This window comes from Citrobacter sp. Cpo061 (genome assembly GCF_030332845.1).
In the GTDB taxonomy this organism is placed as follows: domain Bacteria; phylum Pseudomonadota; class Gammaproteobacteria; order Enterobacterales; family Enterobacteriaceae; genus Citrobacter; species Citrobacter portucalensis.
This window is the reverse complement of the sequence record NZ_JAOWHB010000034.1, coordinates 65236-83367: the sequence shown is the minus strand read 5'-3', so window position 1 is coordinate 83367 and position 18132 is coordinate 65236. Positions and strand designations below refer to the sequence as shown.

Below are 18132 nucleotides of genomic sequence, written 5' to 3'. Positions count from 1 at the left end.
TTTCCCTATTAATGGTCGTTCCGAATTTTATTGGTAGGTGACATTGACAAGTACATGGCTACTTAATTGACCTGGCGTCACCGTGCCGCTATCAAGGATTTTTTGCATTCTGGAATAAAAGGTCCAGCTGGTATCGCTGTAGGACGTTGCACTAAAGGTTGCTCGCGATGTACCATCAGTATTCAACACATTCTTACGCGGGACGTCCGTGGTAAATATCACCACGCCGACGTTTTCTGCCCCACCTGCGCTCTTGGTGAGCTCGTTGGCAAACACCTGTTGATTGCCGATGGCAAACTGCCCGCTTTGCGGCGTGAACTCAAACGTCACCTTGGTTATTTCGTTATCACTGACAGGGCAGCTCAACAGTTTGATGGAAAATATTTCACCACCTTCGTAATCAGATTCAGAGGTTATGCCAGGTACAAAATAACCGAGCCCTACTGTACGAAAAGTAACAGTACCGCCGTCACTAACCTCAATATTACACGTATTGTTAATAATGTTAGCTGTAAGATCTAACTCTATACTGGGGTGACAGGATAGCGAAAAAAGGGCTGCTGTCAGCCCTAAGTATAAAGATAAATAGAAATTTCTATGCAATGACATATTTACCCCAATATATTTTTTAGTAAATAGTTGTTCTATTTATATCAACTATTATTGGTATGTAATTGTCAAAGTCGTTGGCGATGTGAATGTACCAGCACCTATTTTACCCGAACCACTAACATCAAACAATCGAGCGCTTAGTTTATAGTCGAAGTTCGTATTTCCTTTCGCTGTAGATACATCAACTACCTGTGCGTTGGGTGTGTTACAAAGCAATTGCACGCTATCTGCACCAGATGGTTGTTCTGTTGTCCATAGCTCAAGTCCTATACTGGATGATGTTCCTCCAATATTTCGAAACCCTGGCCCGTTACTACCTGCGCAGGAGGTTCCAGACTTGCGGTCAAATTTGATGGTTGCTTTACTCTCTGGCAAACCAGCACAATTACTGAATCGAATTTTAAACGGTTTGGTATATGTTTTTGCTATAACTTGCGATGAAGTTACATCTCCCAGAGCGATGGTGTTGGTAGCAATATCACCATCCATAACCTGAGCAGAACATGTTCCCAATGTGACGGTCGTTTTTACTTTTAGCTCAAGGCTGCTGGTTTCAGCAGCATGCACTGTACCTATTGTTAATAGTGTGCTAAACAAGAGTGTGTTAGTTAGTTTTAGGCTCATGCTATTCGTCCTTGTTAATTATAGGTAAAGCTAAAAGTTGCTGAGGATTCAAAGTCACCAGGAGTCCCTTGCCCTTGCGTGATTTCACGTAATGCAACGGTCATGTCTAAGCCATTTGCAATATTATTGGCGTCCCATGTCACACTACTTGAACCATCTGGAGTAATAAACTCTGAATCCTCTGTATTAACAAGTTTAAATCCCATGCCAAGATTTTCTGCAGCGGTCGTATCGGTGAGCGTGTTTTTAATTAACTTACCGGAAATAGTCGTCCCCGATATTTTGGTCACAATACTATTAAGGCCAGCACTGCATTCCGTCGCGACTAATTTAAAATAGGCTTGCGCAGCAGTCGTTGCATTTTCAATTTTATCCAGGCCGACATTAGGGATTGTTAAAGTGTATTTATCCCCACCATTGTCTGTAACACTCGAACCATTGAGTGCTGTTAATTTAATGTTACAGGTTGATGCTATTACCGTAGCAGTAAAGTCGACGTTGATAGATTCTGCGTGACTGGCTAGCGGAAATATCATCGCGAGTACGGAGGCAGCTAAAAAGCGCTTATTCCTTTTCATTGGGGATTCCATTTGTATTGTGGTTAATGACACGACACGTAATGTTGTCTAACAGTAGGGTCTGGCTGGTGCCGACCGTTTGTTGCGTTGCTGGCAACAGGAAGGTTGCCGTACAGGTTGCGGGTTGGTTATTTTCAAACCAGCGCACCGTAAGTTCGCCGTTATCGCTAATACCGCGGACAAAAGCCTGGCCGCCCTGGCCCATATTGCCGATCTGTACATTGTTCTCATAAACTTCGGCGCCGAATGGGATCGTCTGGTGATCGCTGCGCGTCATGTTGAGAATGGCTGAACGTCCTTCATCGGTTTCGAAACTGGCGAAAACGACCGCGCCATCGCGTGGTACCAGTGTGGTACTGGTGCTCTTCAGCTCGACGTCGTTATCCATCGTATCGATGTCGAGATTGACCTGGTTTTCCCGGTAGGCCGTCAGTGAGTTCGTTGCACCATAACCCCAACGATCAATTGTGCTGCTTCCACCGTTAATCCGAGCGCCTTTAGCGCCAGGCGCTTTCACCAGCACAATGGCATCGCTGTTGCCAAAGTTGTCGTTGGTAAACGTTAAGCCACCGCTGTGCAACACAAAACCGCCGTCAGTGGAGAGCGAATACTGACGGTTACTGTCGTTATTCGCCGAGGCGGATGCTGAAAGATCTCCCCATGGGGACTGATAGCTGGTATATCCACCAATATCGGAGATGTTTTTCCCCTCTTTTTGCATGGTGTAGCCTGTATTCACGCTGTAGTTCAGCTTATTGTCTTCGCTGCTGCCGCTACTGTTCATGCTGAGCTGGTGCCCACCGTTAAAATCGGTACGCATCTGGGTGCTCAAGTTGCTGAATCCTGAGCGGCGACGTTCACCACCCAGCAGGTTCTCCAGCGGAATATTGAAGTTGATATAAAGCGAATCATCCTTATCGCCTTCTTCATCCCAGGTGCGCTGCAGGTTGATACTCATGCTGCCCCAGGAAAATCCTTTGCCATAACCCAGGCTGTAATCGCTGCGGCTCTCGTTGCTTGCCCAGTAGTCTGTCCAGGTGGCTGACAGATAAAATGAACCGTAATCAACCTCAGCGGACTGCAAAGGTTGGTTCATGCTGACGGTGACCTGATTCTTCATACGTGAGAAGTTATTCATGGTATTGCGTTCAGCGTCAGTACCTTTGAATTTGGCATCGTCGATTAGCTCTAGCGCGTCATTCAGGCCCAGGTAGTCTCGCGTCGAGTAGCGATAGGCCGCGACGTTGAACGACGTATCGGTCGCTTCAATCAGTTTGTTCCAGGTCAAGCGATAGCTTTGGCCTTGATAGGTATTGTCGTCAGGGATATCTGCGCGTGAATGGGTAACGTCAACCGCCAGTGCGCCAAAGGGTGTATTCAGACCCAGACCGAGGAGTCCAGCGAAATAGTCGTTGTCCGTTGCCTGAATACCGGTGTAGGCCGTCAGAAAGTTGTTCAGACCGTAGTAGTATGAGCCCTGTACCAGGTTAGGTTTGTCATGAAGTTCGTCGTTATTGACTTCCCCGACGCTCACGTCCCAGCGTCCGACGCCCGGGCGCTGCATCTGCATGACCGAAGAAAACGGCTGGGAGAAAGTACGTTTACTGCCATCAGCTTCTTCGATAGTGACGATCAGGTCGCTACCGTAGCCGGAAGGGCTGATATCGTTGATCTCGAAAGGTCCCGGCGGAACGGTCGCTTCATAAATCTTATAACTGCCCTGAGTCACGGTCACTTTGGCGTTAGTGTTGGCGACGCCGCGGATAATAGGCGCATAGTTAGCCAACTGTGAAGGCAGCATACGCGTGTCGCTATACAGACGTGCCCCGCGGATGTTCACCGAGTCAAAGGTTTCGCCAGTGGTATAGGCTTCGCCGACAATCAGCTGTGAGCGTAGTGCCGGGAGGTCGCGTTGCAGATAACGGTTCTGGTATTCGAAATTGCTGCCGCCGTCCTTCGCCCAGTTGTAGTTACCACTGGCACGAAGACGCCATACACCGAGATTGATGCCCGTATTAAATGCAGCATACAAGCTATCGCTGTCAGTATCGTGGTTGGTGCTGTGGTAGCCGTTAAGGGTATAGGAAAACAGGGCTGCCGGGATGCCGCTTTCCCACAAGGAGGGTTCGACATATCCAGAATAACCTTTAATGAGCCACGCCTGAGGAACGGAGATATCCAGGCGCTGCTCACCCATATCAAAGCTTACGTTTGACTGCTCGATAAGTGCAGGTAGGTTTAAGCAGTCATCCCCATCTTCATCGCCTTTTTTCAGAATAGCGTGTTCGTTGCCGATCTCAGGCTGCTTAATGTGCAGCTGTGCCAGATTCTTCGATGTCAGGCAGGCTTGTGCGCTATTTTTACCGACATCAACAAAGGGTAGGGTCAGGCTTGCTACTGATTTCTCGTTGACGAAAACTTTCACACTGTAGGTTCCCGCTGGCGTAGGGTTGCCGTCGGAATATTTACTGATATCGATACTAGCCGCGCTACTTCCCATTAAAAATGAGCTGTCGTACTCGACGCTTTCTGCGGCAAAACCGGGCTGGCTGTAAAGCAGTGCACAGCACATCGCCAGTAGCGTTTTTTTCGGCATCGATTCGGTATAAGGAAAGTTTTGCACCGTCTTTTGCATCCTGCGTTTTGATTAATCGATTACAGTGAAACAGAGCCTTCGATCATGCCGCCATAATCGTTAATGGCGTGGTAGTCCAGTTTGCCTGATACGGTATTTTGTAGACCTTTGACGTTAAAAGAGGCATTGCTCAAAGGCGCAACCATGGTGGCATCAACGGTATAGCGCTTCCCGCCAACCGTAACGACAGCATCATTAAATGAAACGTAGTAAGGTGTTGGGTTATTAACCTTTAGCGTCGTATGGCCTTGTTCATTCCCCATCTGCCACTTCAACTGTTTGGTGGCTTCTGCAGGCGAACCCTGTAAACCGGCAGGGCGGTAAAACAGTTTGATACGAGTGCGGAAAGCTAACTGCAGCAAACTTTTGTTTTCTTCTTTGTTGGCGTCTGCTTTTGGCGGTACTTCCAGCACGTTAAACCAGAACACGCTTTCACGGTCTTTTGGCAATGCTGTGGTTTGGGTAAACATGACTTTCACGGATTGACCGTGCTTTGGTTCTATACGTGAAACGGGAGGAGTGGAGACGAATGGGGCCTTAATACTGCCTGGATCGGCATTATCATTCCCGAGATCAATCCAGTTTTGCACCAGCAGCGGTCGGGTACCTTTATTTTCCAGGCGGATACTGACATCTTTTTTATTTTCATCATAAATGATGCGCGTGCCGGAAATGATAATATCGGCATGACTGGTATTACTCAATAAGCTTCCTGCTAGTACCAATGTGGTAAGCGTTTTCTTAAAATTCAACATGAGCATTCCTTGCCAGTGGATGATTTGGTGTTCTTAATTTAAGAAACGAGGTGCGATAGTAATCGTAATTCTCACCTCGTTATTACAAGCTGTGTTAATGACAAACGGTGTAATAATTCCGGTTAATGCTATTAACGCGCTTTTTTGTATACTTATTTCATCAGTAAAGCGTTAATGCTTACTGATAAGTAAAGGTATACATTGCGTTAGTGGTAACGTGACCTGGGGTTACGTCATCACCCAGTACCGCTTTCACATAGGAAGCTACAAAGTGGTAGGTAGCGATTTTGCTGGCATCGAAGGTGGCTTCGTGAACGTCTGCACCGTCAACTTTCATCAGCGTTTTGGTGTCTGCATCGTGAATCGCGATGTTTACGTTCTTCGCAGCAGCCATGCCGGCGGCAGTCAGGTTGGTGTCGTTATCCAGCGTGCCTTTGGTATTGCCAAAAGAAGAGACCATTGACAGACTGGCCTTAGTTCCGGTGGTCACTTCGGATGCATCTTTACAGTTCAGAACGATGGAGAAAGGTTCTGCTTTTGCGCCGTAAGTAGCATCAGCGACTTCAGTGGTGATATCCGCCGGGGTTGCGGTTTCCAGATAGATATTGCCATCAGTGGATTCATCACCACGGCTGGTGGAAACGACTTTAGAACAGGTTGTAGCACTGACTAAACCGTGAAAATTAAGCTGACCGCCTTCTGCATCCGCTGCCATTGCCGAAGTTGAGCCCATTGCCATAACCATAGCTGCTGCCAAAATTGCTTTTTTCATTACTGTATCCTTACAGGATTTGAAATATTAGATAATTACTACTTTGCTATATTAAATAGCAGGGGCATATTCTAGCGGTTAGTAATGTTTTGTAAAATAACTTGGGCCTATGAGTTTTATAAAATCATTTTATTTTAAAATTATTGTAGGAGGGCTTTCTTTGTTTTTTGAAATATATTTTTATGGGATATAGGTTTGTGTGATAAAGCGCAAGGAACAAACAACTACTGGTCTTTAATAATAATTGTTTTGCATGGATGATGTCTGAGCAGTATGTGTTAATTAGATTTACTGAAAGGAAAATGTAGTTTAATTAATTTGAGTGAGGCTTTTCATAATTAATTTTATTATATAACGCGGTTACCATTGCGCCGGACGAGGAGTGGTTTGCTGGATGAAAAACGCAAGTGGTTGTTTATCGTCTGGAAAGATAAGATCCGGCGCGATTTCAGCGAGCGGCCACAGCATAAAACCACGGTTTTTCATGTCGTAGTGCGGTACGGTCAGACGTTCGGTGTTAATCACTTCATCGCCAAACAGCATAATGTCGAGGTCCAGCGTTCGTGGTCCCCAGCGTTCGGCTTTGCGCACCCGCCCCTGCTGTAACTCAATGCGTTGGGTGTGATTGAGTAATTCTTCCGGCGCGAGGGTGGTTTCCAGTGCGACGGCGGCGTTCAGGTAATCGGGTTGATCCTGTGGGCCTAATGGTGGCGTACGGTAAAATGAGGAGACAGCCACGATTCGGCTGTCAGGGATTTCCCCGATCGCTTTCACGGCAGCATTAACCTGCTCCAGAGGGGAGGCTAAATTACTGCCGAGGGCGATATATACCCGTCGTTTTTCAAGCTGCATCTGTGTCACCACCTTGATGCGACTCGAAATTTGTTGGGTATACGTGATAGGTCATGCGGAGCCTTCACGGCGTGGCGCGCGTTTACGCGGGCGACGATGGCGACGACGTGTGTCTGGCTCTTCATCCAGCTCGTTCAGCATGCCTTTTTGTTCTGGCGGCGCAGAAACCTGGAATTCACCCCACCATTTCGCCAGTCGCTGCAATTCCGCGTTGTGTTCGACTTCAGCACGCAGCGCTAACAGGTCGTAAGCTGCGCGGAACTTTGGATGCTCCATCAGCTTCCAGGCGCGTTTGCCCTGGCGACGGGACATACGTAACTGCAACTGCCAGATATCGCGGGTCAGTGAGGTCAAACGTTTCGGGATCGCCAGCGAGCGGCAGGCTTCGTCCAGCACGTCGTTCATTGCCAGCGCGAAAGCATCGTAATAGGCCAGACCGCTTTCTTGCGCAATTTTCTGTGCGGCTTCCAGTAACGGATACCAGAACATGGCAGCAAACAAGAACGCCGGGTTAACGCGCATATCATTGTGAATGCGGTTATCGGTATTCTTCAGCACCTGGGCAATGATGCGTTCCATCGGGCTGTCACCGTCTTCGGTGAAGTAGCGCGTAATGGTTGGGAACAGCGGTTGGAACAGGCTGTACTCACGCAGTTTTTTATAGGTTTCGTACCCATAGCCCGCCTGTAACAGCTTGAGCGCTTCTTCAAACAGGCGTGCAGGAGGAATATCGTTAAGCAAGGTTGCCAGACGTGGGATTGGCTCTGCGGTTTCCGGGCTGATACGCATGTCGAGCTTGGCGGCAAAGCGTACGGCGCGCAGCATGCGCACAGGATCTTCGCGATAGCGCGTTTCCGGATTACCGATAAGGCGAATGATGCCCTCTTCGAGATCCTGCATTCCCCCAACGTAATCACGTACGGTGAAATCGGCCACGCTGTAATACAGGCTGTTAATCGTGAAATCACGACGCTGTGCATCTTCTTCGATGGAGCCGAAGATGTTGTCACGCAGCAGCATACCGTTTTGTCCGCGCTGCGATGTTGTGCGATCGGATTCGCTGCCTTCATGATGGCCGCGAAACGTCGCCACTTCGATAATTTCTGGGCCGAACATGACATGGGCCAGACGGAAACGGCGACCGACCAGGCGACAGTTACGAAACAGTTTGCGCACCTGATCCGGCGTTGCGTTAGTGGTGACATCAAAATCTTTCGGTTTTTTGCCCAGCAAAAGATCGCGTACACCACCGCCAACCAGCCATGCCTCGTATCCGGCCTTATTGAGCCTGTACATTACCTTCAGGGCATTTTCACTGATATCTTTGCGGGAGATAGAGTGCTGCTCACGCGGAATTACCGTCATATGTGGACGGGCGACGGCGAGCTCAGCCTCGCGCTCCTCGCGGCTTAGCACCTTGCGGCAAAAATTAGCGACTCGGGTAAAAATAGTGCACCTCGGTAGTGTCAAACTTCAATCAGAACAAGTGTTGCTGTGTAAAAATAGCGGCTAATCATAGCTCAGCATGATGCATTTGAGAATGCCGGATTTAAGATCGCCGATTCAGGCACCGTTGTCAGACGCCAATTCTCAACGGCAAACTCCAGGATCTGATCAACCTGCATATCCTGCCACGGGATATCGGCACGATGGCCGAGAAAGCGCAGCGCGGCAATAATCACCGGACGCGGATCGCCTTGCGGCAGCGCAGGTGCATGATTTTGTTTTGAAAGTTTAGCGCCTTGTTCGTTGAGCGCCAGCGGAAGATGAATATAGTCAGGCGCTTGCCAGCCAAACTGCTGATACAAAGAGATTTGCCGCACCGTGGGTTCGATAAGATCGGCGCCGCGTACAATCTCTGTTACGCCCTGAAAGTGGTCATCAACCACCACGGCGAGGTTATAGGCAAACAGCCCGTCGCGACGGTGAATGATAAAATCTTCGCATGCAAGCTGTGGATCTGCCTGAATTTCACCGCGCAGTTGGTCAGTAAACTGCATCACCGGGTGACGTTGCTTTATGCGGACTGCCGCCTGCTCTGGTCCGAGGCGTAACTCACGGCAATGGCCGTCATAAATACCACCGACGCTTTGAATACGCGCCCGTGTACAGGTGCAGTAATAGCTCAGATCCTGTTGATGTAACCAGGCGAGCGCCTCGCGGTAGGCATCATGACGTTGGGATTGCCATAAAATATCGCCATCCCAGTGCAGTCCGTAATGTTCCAGCTGACGCAGAATCGTATCTGCAGCACCGGGAACTTCACGAGGGGGGTCAATATCTTCAATGCGCACTCGCCAGATTCCGCGCTGTGCGCGGGCCTGCAGGTAACTCCCGAGGGCGGCAATTAGTGAACCGAAATGCAGTTCGCCAGAAGGGGAAGGGGCGAAGCGGCCTATATAGTGTGAATCACTCATTTTGCGGACTAACAAATAATAAGGCGGGAGAAGCTCCCGCCTGTAGTAAACGTGGTAAAAATGACCGGAATTAACCTGCCATTTGTTTTTCGCGGATTTCTGCCAGCGTTTTACAGTCGATGCACAGATCGGCTGTCGGACGCGCTTCCAGACGGCGAATACCAATTTCTACGCCGCATGATTCGCAGTAGCCGAAATCTTCGTCTTCTACTTTCTTCAGCGTCTTCTCGATCTTTTTGATCAGTTTGCGCTCACGGTCACGGTTACGCAGCTCAAGGCTGAATTCTTCTTCCTGTGCGGCGCGGTCCACCGGATCAGGGAAGTTAGCCGCTTCGTCTTGCATATGAGTTACGGTGCGATCGACTTCATCCCTAAGTTGATTGCGCCATGCCTCAAGAATACGCCTGAAGTGCGACAGCTGGGCTTCGTTCATATACTCTTCGCCCGGTTTCTCCTGGTACGGCTCCACCCCAGCGATGGCGAGAATACTCAGGGACGATGTTTTACGGTTTTGCCCTTCTTGCATGTTGCTTCTCCTTAACACGCACTATCGATCCCCATGTTCGGGGGAAAAATCAGGTCGCTATAAATAGCAGATGCTTTTCCGGATAGCAATTATCTAAACGTAACACTTGACAACCCTGTGAGGAAAAGCGTATTTGCCCACGCGCCCAGAATACTAATTGACCAGATATTTACACCATTACAAGGTAATGGGCAACGGCTCTTTAAGAGTCATACCGTGGGCAGAAAGTTCCGCTTTATAAACCAGAATTTCAACCCCCTTAAGCTGTGCTTCAACTAATAATTGCGCATATTTTGCATCGATATGGCGCGCGGGTGAAAACCGTGTAATGGCTGAATGTAGCACGGCGAAAAATATCACTGCCCGCTTGCCTTCAGCCGCTACGCTCATCAATTCCCGAAGATGCTTCTGACCTCGTTCAGTGATGGCATCGGGAAAATAACCCTGCTCTTTTTCCGCCAACGTGACTGATTTCACTTCAATATAGCAGTCAGGTCGGGAATCTGCCTGTAACAAAAAGTCGATGCGGCTCCCTTCGGCGCCGTATTTTACTTCACTTTTCAAAGTACTGTAGCCTGAAACTTCCGAAATTAACGCCTGCTGAATCGCCTCTTTCGTTAATCTGTTGGCCCACAGCGTGTTAACACAAATAAATTCACCGGATTGGGTTTGCGTTAATTCCCAGGTATGTGGATATTTGCGTTTAGTATTTTCTGATGTCGAATACCAAACGGTGTCACCTGGCATTGCGCATCCGGTCATCGCACCGGTATTTGGGCAGTGTAGCGTTAACGCTGTGCCATCGGGTGTGATCACATCCGCTAAAAAGCGCTTATAGCGCTGAATGAGCGTTGCAGGTTGTAAAGGTGGAGAAAATTGCATAAGCAGTCCCTTTAATTATTCAGTCAGCGTCCAGCGTTGCAGCGGCGTATAACGCGTGCGTCCTCGTGAAAATGAGGAGGAGTAAAGTGCGAACTCCGTTACCGGAAATGACCAGCCAAAGCCCGGTGGAGGGATTGGAACCGCGTGACCGGCATCGCGCAGCAGCGTGATATGCGGGTGAAACGGCTGCGGGCTTTGATAGCACCCGCTACGCGCTGCCTGCGCCCGTAGCATATTCGCCAGTTGCAGCAACCCGCGCGGCGGCTGACGCATACCCAGCCACACGACCCTGGATCGCAGCCATTGCCCGGCATCATCGAATTTGAGCGTGAAACCTGGCTGGCGAATACGCCCCGCGAGCTGTGACAGCGCCTGTTGCTTCTCAGTGCTGACGTCGCCTAAAAAGGCCAGCGTCAGATGCAGATTATCAGCCGCGACGGGGCGACCCGCTTCAGGGGGGAACTGCGCGGCCCGCCAGTGGATTAGCTGCTCCCGAACCCCGGCTGGCAATTCAATCGCAAAGAACAGCCTTTTTGGCTCAGACATGATGGATACTCGGTTATGAATTAACGCGATGCTACAATGCAGCGCGAAGAATGTTAACCCTCTGGAGCCATTTGTGACGTTGTTGCCCGTTGCTGCCGTAGTGCCTGAACTGCTTACCGCCCTTGATGCCTCGCCGCAGGTTCTGCTGACGGCGCCGACCGGTGCCGGGAAATCGACCTGGCTGCCGTTGCGACTTCTTGAGCATCGCGGTATTACGGGGCGGATTATTTTGCTGGAGCCGCGCCGCCTGGCAGCGCGCAATGTGGCGCAACGATTAGCGGAATTGCTGAACGAAAAGCCTGGTGAAACCGTGGGCTATCGCATGCGCGCACAAAGTTGCGTAGGGCCGCAGACCCGGCTGGAAGTGGTAACAGAGGGCGTCCTGACGCGGATGATCCAACGCGATCCTGAACTGACAGGCGTCGGGCTGGTGATCCTCGACGAATTTCACGAACGGAGTTTACAGGCTGATCTGGCGCTGGCGCTATTGCTGGATGTGCAGCAAGGGCTGCGGGACGATCTGAAACTGTTGATTATGTCCGCCACTCTGGATAACGGGCGTTTGCAGCAGATGTTGCCCGATGCGCCGACGATCGTTTCTGAAGGCCGCGCATTTCCCGTTGAGCGGCGGTATCAGCCGTTGGCGGCGCATTTGCGTTTTGATGAAGCGGTGGCGATTGCGACGGCGGAGCTATTGCGCCATGAAAGCGGGTCACTGCTGCTATTTTTACCGGGTGTGGGCGAAATCCTGCGTGTACAGGAGCAGCTGGCTACGCGTGTAGGCAGCGATGTTGTGCTGTGTCCACTGTACGGCGCGTTAACGCTTGCCGAGCAGCGTCAGGCGATTGTGCCCGCGCCGCAAGGCAAACGCAAAGTGGTGCTGGCCACCAATATTGCTGAAACCAGCTTGACGATCGAAGGTATCCGACTGGTGGTGGACTGCGCCCAGGAACGCGTGGCGCGCTATGACGTGCGTACCGGTCTGACGCGACTGATTACCCAGCGCATCAGCCAGGCTTCGATGACTCAGCGCGCGGGACGTGCGGGTCGTCTGGAGCCCGGTATTTGCCTGCATCTGCTTGCCAAAGAGCAGGCAGAAAGAGCGGCAGCGCAGGGGGAAGCGGAGATATTGCAGAGCGATCTGTCCGGGCTACTGATGGAGTTGCTGCAATGGGGATGTACCGAACCTGAACAACTGAACTGGCTGGATATGCCGCCCGCCATCAACCTGCAGGCGGCAAAACGGCTGTTGCAGATGCTGGGCGCGCTTGAGGGCGACAGGCTCAGTGCCCGCGGGCAGAAAATGGCGGCATTGGGTAACGATCCTCGTTTAGCGGCGATGCTGGTCGGTGCCAAAAATAATACCGAAGCGGCTACGGCGGCAAAACTGGCCGCGATTCTGGAAGAGCCGCCGCGCGGTGGAAGTACCGATCTGACCGTGGCGTTTGCACGAAATCAGCCCGCCTGGCAGCAGCGCAGTCAACAGTTGCTGAAACGGCTTAACGTTAGCAGCGGGCAGCCCGACAGCACGCTGCTCCCCTCATTGCTGGCGCGGGCGTTTGCCGATCGGATCGCGCGTCGACGCGGGCAGGAAGGGCGCTATCAACTGGCGAATGGCATGGGCGCTATGCTGGATGCCGATGATGCTTCAGGACGCCATGAATGGCTGATAGCGCCACTTTTGTTGCAGGGCAGCGCTTCGCCAGACGCGCGTATTTTGCTGGCTCTGCCGCTGGATATCGAGTCGCTGATGCAGGCATGTCCTGAGCTGCTGCAACAGTCCGACACCATCGAATGGGATGAAACCCAGGGAACGTTAAAGGCATTGCGTCGGTCGCGCATTGGTCAGCTCACGGTAAAAGTACAGCCATTGGCCAAACCCTCGGAAGAGGAGTTGCATCAGGCGATGTTGAATGGCATTCGCGATAAAGGGCTAAGTGTGCTCAACTGGACGCCGGAAGCCGAGCAGTTTCGACTGCGTCTGCAATGTGCGGCAAACTGGTTGCCAGAGTATGACTGGCCTGCGGTAGATGAGGATTCTCTGCTGGCGTCGCTTGAGACCTGGCTGCTGCCGCACATGAGCGGTGTGCACTCGTTACGCGCATTAAAAGCACTCAATGTGGGACAGGCGTTGCGCGGTTTACTGGACTGGTCAATGTTGCAACGTCTGGATAGTGAGCTGCCTGCGCATTACACTGTGCCGACGGGAAGCCGGATTGCTATTCGCTATCATGAGGATAATCCTCCAGTATTGGCGGTTCGGATGCAGGAAATGTTTGGTGAAGCAAAGACTCCAACCATTGCCCAGGGGCGCGTGCCGCTGGTGCTGGAGCTGCTGTCTCCGGCCCAAAGACCACTACAGGTGACGAGCGATCTGAGCGCGTTCTGGCAGGGATCGTACCGCGAGGTGCAAAAAGAGATGAAAGGGCGTTATCCCAAACATGTCTGGCCGGACGATCCGGCGAATACCGCGCCAACGCGGCGCACCAAAAAGTATTCGTAATGTAATTTTAGGCCGGATAAGGCGTTATGCCGCCTCCGGCGAAAGAACGATAATAATTGAGAGATTTCTTCTTCTGTCGCAGGACGGAAGAACAGAGAATCGGGCCCTTGCGCCTGAATGTTGCGGAGAAAAAGCATGGCGGGGAATGACCGCGAGCCAATTGGACGTAAAGGAAAACCCTCGCGTCCGGTGAAACAAAAGGTGAGCCGTCGTCAACTCAGAGATGATGAGTATGACGACGATTATGATGATGATGACTATGAGGATGAAGAACCGATGCCGCGTAAGGGTAAAGGCAAAGGGCGTAAGCCTCGTGGTAAGCGCGGCTGGTTCTGGCTGCTGGTAAAACTGTCGATTGTCTTTTTGGTACTGATCGCCATTTACGGCGTTTATCTGGACCAAAAAATTCGTAGCCGTATTGATGGCAAAGTCTGGCAGCTTCCTGCGGCAGTTTATGGCCGTATGGTTAACCTTGAGCCAGAAATGCCTATCGGCAAAAACGAGATGGTGAAGCTGCTGGAGGCCACGCAGTATCGTCAGGTGACGAAGATGACGCGTCCGGGCGAATTTACCGTGCAGGCGAAGAGCATCGAGATGATTCGTCGTCCGTTTGACTTCCCGGACAGTAAAGAAGGGCAGGTGCGTGCGCGTCTGACCTTTGACGGCGATCATCTGGACACCATCGAGAATATGGATAACAACCGCCAGTTCGGTTTCTTCCGTCTCGATCCGCGTCTGATCACCATGCTCTCTTCACCTAACGGTGAGCAGCGCCTGTTTGTTCCGCGTAGCGGCTTCCCGGATCTGCTGGTGGACACGCTGCTGGCGACCGAAGATCGTCACTTCTATGAGCATGACGGTATCAGTCTCTATTCCATTGGCCGTGCGGTGCTGGCGAACCTGACGGCGGGTCGTACGGTACAGGGGGCCAGTACGCTGACTCAGCAGCTGGTGAAAAACCTGTTCCTGTCCAGCGAACGTTCCTACTGGCGTAAGGCCAACGAAGCCTATATGGCGCTGATCATGGATGCGCGTTACAGCAAAGACCGCATTCTTGAGCTGTACATGAACGAAGTCTATCTCGGCCAAAGCGGTGATAACGAGATTCGCGGCTTCCCGCTGGCGAGCCTTTATTATTTCGGTCGTCCGGTAGAAGAGCTGAGCCTCGACCAGCAGGCGCTGCTGGTGGGGATGGTTAAAGGGGCGTCGATCTACAACCCGTGGCGTAACCCGAAACTGGCGCTGGAGCGTCGTAACCTGGTTCTGCGTCTACTGCAACAGCAGCAGATTATCGACCAGGATCTGTATGACATGCTGAGTGCGCGTCCGTTAGGCGTACAGCCGCGTGGTGGGGTGATCTCCCCGCAGCCTGCCTTTATGCAGATGGTGCGTCAGGAGCTCCAGGCGAAGCTGGGCGATAAAGTTAAAGATCTCTCCGGCGTGAAGATTTTCACCACCTTTGATTCCGTGGCGCAGGATGCCGCAGAAAAAGCGGCGGTGGAAGGCATTCCGGTACTGAAGAAACAGCGTAAGCTGAGCGATCTGGAAACCGCGATTGTGGTCGTTGACCGCTTTAGTGGTGAAGTTCGCGCCATGGTCGGCGGAGCAGAACCGCAGTTTGCGGGCTATAACCGTGCGATGCAGGCGCGTCGTTCGATTGGTTCTCTGGCCAAGCCTGCAACCTATCTGACCGCGCTCAGCCAGCCGAAGTTGTACCGCCTGAATACCTGGATTGCCGATGCGCCGATTGCGCTGCGTCAGCCGAACGGCCAGGTGTGGTCACCGCAGAACGATGACCGTCGCTATAGCGAAAGCGGCAAAGTAATGCTGGTGGATGCGTTAACGCGTTCAATGAACGTGCCAACGGTAAATCTGGGGATGGCGCTGGGCCTGCCTGCTGTAACCGATACCTGGTTGAAGCTGGGTGCGCCGAAAGATCAGCTTAACCCGGTTCCGGCCATGCTGCTGGGTGCGTTAAACCTGACGCCAATCGAAGTGGCGCAGGCGTTCCAGACTATCGCCAGCGGTGGGAACCGCGCGCCGCTGTCGGCGCTGCGTTCGGTGATTGCCGAAGATGGTACCGTGCTGTACCAGAGCTTCCCACAGGCCGAGCGTGCTGTTCCGGCGCAGGCGGCGTATATGACGCTGTGGACTATGCAGCAGGTGGTTCAGCGTGGTACGGGTCGCCAGCTTGGCGCGAAGTATCCGGGTCTGCATCTGGCAGGGAAAACCGGGACCACCAACAACAACGTGGATACCTGGTTTGCCGGGATCGACGGCAGCCAGGTGACCATCACCTGGGTGGGCCGCGATAACAACCAGCCAACCAAGCTGTACGGTGCCAGCGGCGCGATGTCGATTTATCAGCGTTATCTGGCCAACCAGACGCCAACACCGCTGGTGCTGACGCCACCGGAGGATGTGGTGGATATGGGCGTAGACTACGACGGTAACTTCGTTTGTAGCGGGGGTATGCGCACGCTTCCTGTTTGGACCACCGATCCGGATTCACTGTGTCAGCAAGGTGAGATGCTGCAGCAGTCGGGTAATCCGTTCGATCAATCTTCTCAGCAGCCGCAGCAACAGCAGCCTCAACAGCAGCAACCGCCGCAGCAGGAGAAGAAGGACGGCGATGGCGTAGCCGGTTGGATTAAAGAGATGTTTGGTAGTAATTAATTCAGTAATAAATTAGACCTAAACACCCGCTATTAGCGGGTGTTTTTATTTCTGGGTAAAATGATTTTTATTTTTTCATGATGCAATTGTATTGATTTAATTTTTATTAAGAACAAATTAAGTAAAACAAATGTTTGCAAAAGACATTGGAAATTAAATAGTTAACTTCTTTTATGGTGTGTGAAAAATCGCAGGCTATAGACAGTCTCTCCGGTGGTTTGATTTAATCCGCGAGTGAACACTATACAATATTCATTATACGCGATTCATTGTATTGATTTGACGAATGGATTTCAGAAGATCATGTTTTTTTGCATATCTTTATTCTTTTCTCTCCGTGCTCACCCTCAATATTTCTCACCAGTAATTTATTATTGGTAATGGGACTTTGTCATTCAATCGTTCTGATTAAGGGATTCTAATGAATAAAAAGCTTCTTACTGTGCTGATGGCCGGAAGCCTGATTGCCGCTGTAAATACGTCTGCATTTGCAGAAGATACGGGTAAGGTAGAGTTTTCTGGCCGTATTGTTGCCGACACTTGCGTTATTGATGTCGATGGCGCAGGAGCAAATACCGTGGTGACTTTTGCTGATGCTTACCCGGAGAATTTTGGTTCTGATGGGGCAATTGGCCCGACAAAAGATTTCCAGATTTCTTTGGCTAAATGTGACCCTGCCATAGCAAGTTTAAACCTGAGGTTCAGTGGTGACACTACTGACGGCGAGAATTTACGCCTGAAGAACGACCTTAGTGATGCGAGTGCTGCAACAAATGTAGGTATTACCGTAACCAATAATAATGGTGGTAATACTGACGTTGTGTTTGATGACTCCGTTCCGGTATCAACCACTGATGTGGCGAATACTGGCGATGAAGCAACGCCTTCTATTTTCAACTATACCGCGAAAGTGATTCAGATTGGTAATGACAAACCGACTGCAGGTAAATATCACGCCTCCGCGAATTTTACCGTGTTCTATCGTTAAGTATGACAGGCAGCCCTTCAGGGCTGCCTGACCAGGGAGTATTGCGGGTGAAATTATATGCGCGAATTTGTTTTGCCATCATTGGGCTTATTGCCATAAATGCACAGGCCAGCATTGTCCTGGGGGGAACTAGAATCATTTACCCGGAGAATAAAAAAGAAGTACAGATATCTATTAAGAATAAAGAAGATGCCAATAAATATCTGATACAAAGCTGGGTAACAAAGACAGATAACACAAAAGCGCCTTTTATTATCACTCCGCCGATTTATAAAATGGACGCTAATGGCCAGGCTCTGCTGCATATCGTCTTTATTGGCGATAAAGGATCGCTACCACAAGACCGTGAATCGATGTTTGTTGCCAACTTTAAATCTGTTTCGGCTATGCCTGATGAATTAAAAGATAAAAATACGCTGCAGTTTGCGATGAAAACACAGCTGAAACTTTTCTGGCGGCCAGTGAGTCTTAAAGAATCGGCCGCTGCCGGTGCGTGGGAAAAATTACGGTTTAGCCGTCAGGGTTCTCAATTAACCGCAAAAAATCCAACGCCATTTCATGTTTCGTTATTAGAACTCTCTGTTGGTGGAAAGCGGGTAAAACCTCTCGCAGACAGTTCTGTACCTGAGTCATTGTCAATGACGATTCCTCCCTTTGGGGAACAAATATTTTCAATACCTGCAGCTGCAGTAGGTGATGTGTCATGGGCTGCAGTGAATGACTATGGTGCTGCAACGGTGAAAAAGCACCAACAACTATAAACGCA

16 protein-coding genes are annotated in these 18132 nt (G+C 50.8%); 4 read left to right on the top strand and 12 right to left on the bottom strand.

Annotated features, from left to right (window positions below; all coding sequences use genetic code 11):
- Positions 1-27: 27 nt before the first annotated feature.
- The 12 genes from OGX97_RS04015 to thpR all read right to left on the bottom strand — a co-directional run bounded on the left by OGX97_RS04015 (position 28) and on the right by thpR (position 11199).
- Positions 28-609: a fimbrial-like protein gene (locus OGX97_RS04015; protein ID WP_008786236.1), complete on the bottom strand. Its 582-nt coding sequence runs from the start codon at positions 607-609 to the stop codon at positions 28-30.
- A gap of 51 nt (positions 610-660) precedes the next feature.
- Entirely contained in the window at positions 661-1236 is a 576-nt protein-coding gene (locus OGX97_RS04010) for a hypothetical protein (RefSeq protein ID WP_008786237.1), read from the bottom strand.
- 14 nt (positions 1237-1250) lie between these two features.
- On the bottom strand, positions 1251-1814 hold the full coding sequence (locus tag OGX97_RS04005; protein ID WP_279850894.1) for a fimbrial protein: 564 nt from the start codon (positions 1812-1814) through the stop codon (positions 1251-1253).
- Positions 1801-4410: an outer membrane usher protein gene (locus OGX97_RS04000; RefSeq protein ID WP_279850931.1), complete on the bottom strand. Its 2610-nt coding sequence runs from the start codon at positions 4408-4410 to the stop codon at positions 1801-1803. Before OGX97_RS04000 ends, OGX97_RS04005 begins: the two co-directional genes overlap by 14 nt.
- 59 nt (positions 4411-4469) lie before the next feature.
- Positions 4470-5204: a fimbrial chaperone gene (locus OGX97_RS03995; RefSeq protein ID WP_008786240.1), complete on the bottom strand. Its 735-nt coding sequence runs from the start codon at positions 5202-5204 to the stop codon at positions 4470-4472.
- 178 nt (positions 5205-5382) lie between these two features.
- The gene (locus OGX97_RS03990) at positions 5383-5976 is read right to left on the bottom strand and encodes a fimbrial protein (RefSeq protein ID WP_008786241.1); all 594 of its coding nucleotides are present in this window, start codon (positions 5974-5976) and stop codon (positions 5383-5385) included.
- A gap of 360 nt (positions 5977-6336) precedes the next feature.
- Positions 6337-6828, bottom strand: coding sequence for a 2-amino-4-hydroxy-6-hydroxymethyldihydropteridine diphosphokinase (gene folK, locus OGX97_RS03985; RefSeq protein ID WP_008786242.1), 492 nt, complete (start codon positions 6826-6828; stop codon positions 6337-6339).
- 51 nt (positions 6829-6879) lie between these two features.
- Complete coding sequence (gene pcnB, locus OGX97_RS03980; RefSeq protein WP_204354956.1) at positions 6880-8277, bottom strand: polynucleotide adenylyltransferase PcnB; 1398 nt, start codon at positions 8275-8277, stop codon at positions 6880-6882.
- 71 nt (positions 8278-8348) lie between these two features.
- Positions 8349-9245, bottom strand: coding sequence for a tRNA glutamyl-Q(34) synthetase GluQRS (gluQRS, locus tag OGX97_RS03975; RefSeq protein ID WP_279850893.1), 897 nt, complete (start codon positions 9243-9245; stop codon positions 8349-8351).
- Positions 9246-9315: 70 nt separating this feature from the next.
- On the bottom strand, positions 9316-9771 hold the full coding sequence (gene dksA, locus OGX97_RS03970) for an RNA polymerase-binding protein DksA (RefSeq protein WP_003829221.1): 456 nt from the start codon (positions 9769-9771) through the stop codon (positions 9316-9318).
- A 177-nt stretch (positions 9772-9948) separates the two neighbouring features.
- Complete coding sequence (gene sfsA / locus OGX97_RS03965) at positions 9949-10653, bottom strand: DNA/RNA nuclease SfsA (protein ID WP_008786246.1); 705 nt, start codon at positions 10651-10653, stop codon at positions 9949-9951.
- A 15-nt stretch (positions 10654-10668) separates the two neighbouring features.
- Entirely contained in the window at positions 10669-11199 is a 531-nt protein-coding gene (thpR, locus tag OGX97_RS03960; RefSeq protein ID WP_008786247.1) for an RNA 2',3'-cyclic phosphodiesterase, read from the bottom strand.
- Positions 11200-11272: 73 nt separating this feature from the next.
- Between thpR and hrpB the strand changes: the two genes are divergently transcribed.
- The 4 genes from hrpB (at position 11273) to OGX97_RS03940 (ending at position 18127) form a co-directional block, all read left to right on the top strand.
- Positions 11273-13702 carry an ATP-dependent helicase HrpB gene (gene hrpB, locus OGX97_RS03955; RefSeq protein ID WP_279850892.1) on the top strand — a complete coding sequence of 810 codons (2430 nt, stop codon included), beginning with the start codon at positions 11273-11275 and terminating at the stop codon, positions 13700-13702.
- A 135-nt stretch (positions 13703-13837) separates the two neighbouring features.
- Positions 13838-16378, top strand: a complete 2541-nt coding sequence (mrcB, locus tag OGX97_RS03950; RefSeq protein WP_008786249.1) for a bifunctional glycosyl transferase/transpeptidase — start codon at positions 13838-13840, stop codon at positions 16376-16378.
- A 421-nt stretch (positions 16379-16799) separates the two neighbouring features.
- Positions 16800-17366 (top strand): fimbrial protein, encoded by a 567-nt coding sequence (locus OGX97_RS03945; protein WP_186413717.1) that lies wholly within the window; start codon positions 16800-16802, stop codon positions 17364-17366.
- Between the two features lie 47 nt (positions 17367-17413).
- The gene (locus tag OGX97_RS03940) at positions 17414-18127 is read left to right on the top strand and encodes a fimbrial biogenesis chaperone (RefSeq protein WP_235125408.1); all 714 of its coding nucleotides are present in this window, start codon (positions 17414-17416) and stop codon (positions 18125-18127) included.
- The last annotated feature ends 5 nt before the right edge of the window (positions 18128-18132 follow it).

Excerpts from the sequence above, each read along its gene's own strand:
- folK (WP_008786242.1), bottom strand. The coding sequence starts at position 6,828 with ATGCAGCTTGAAAAACGACGGGTATATATCGCCCTCGGCAGTAATTTA.
- OGX97_RS04010 (WP_008786237.1), bottom strand. The coding sequence starts at position 1,236 with ATGAGCCTAAAACTAACTAACACACTCTTGTTTAGCACACTATTAACA.
- mrcB (WP_008786249.1), top strand. The coding sequence starts at position 13,838 with ATGGCGGGGAATGACCGCGAGCCAATTGGACGTAAAGGAAAACCCTCG.
- sfsA (WP_008786246.1), bottom strand. The coding sequence starts at position 10,653 with ATGCAATTTTCTCCACCTTTACAACCTGCAACGCTCATTCAGCGCTAT.
- dksA (WP_003829221.1), bottom strand. The coding sequence starts at position 9,771 with ATGCAAGAAGGGCAAAACCGTAAAACATCGTCCCTGAGTATTCTCGCC.
- OGX97_RS03990 (WP_008786241.1), bottom strand. The coding sequence starts at position 5,976 with ATGAAAAAAGCAATTTTGGCAGCAGCTATGGTTATGGCAATGGGCTCA.
- thpR (WP_008786247.1), bottom strand. The coding sequence starts at position 11,199 with ATGTCTGAGCCAAAAAGGCTGTTCTTTGCGATTGAATTGCCAGCCGGG.
- OGX97_RS03945 (WP_186413717.1), top strand. The coding sequence starts at position 16,800 with ATGAATAAAAAGCTTCTTACTGTGCTGATGGCCGGAAGCCTGATTGCC.
- gluQRS (WP_279850893.1), bottom strand. The coding sequence starts at position 9,245 with ATGAGTGATTCACACTATATAGGCCGCTTCGCCCCTTCCCCTTCTGGC.
- OGX97_RS04005 (WP_279850894.1), bottom strand. The coding sequence starts at position 1,814 with ATGAAAAGGAATAAGCGCTTTTTAGCTGCCTCCGTACTCGCGATGATA.
- OGX97_RS03995 (WP_008786240.1), bottom strand. The coding sequence starts at position 5,204 with ATGTTGAATTTTAAGAAAACGCTTACCACATTGGTACTAGCAGGAAGC.
- OGX97_RS04000 (WP_279850931.1), bottom strand. The coding sequence starts at position 4,410 with ATGCCGAAAAAAACGCTACTGGCGATGTGCTGTGCACTGCTTTACAGC.
- OGX97_RS04015 (WP_008786236.1), bottom strand. The coding sequence starts at position 609 with ATGTCATTGCATAGAAATTTCTATTTATCTTTATACTTAGGGCTGACA.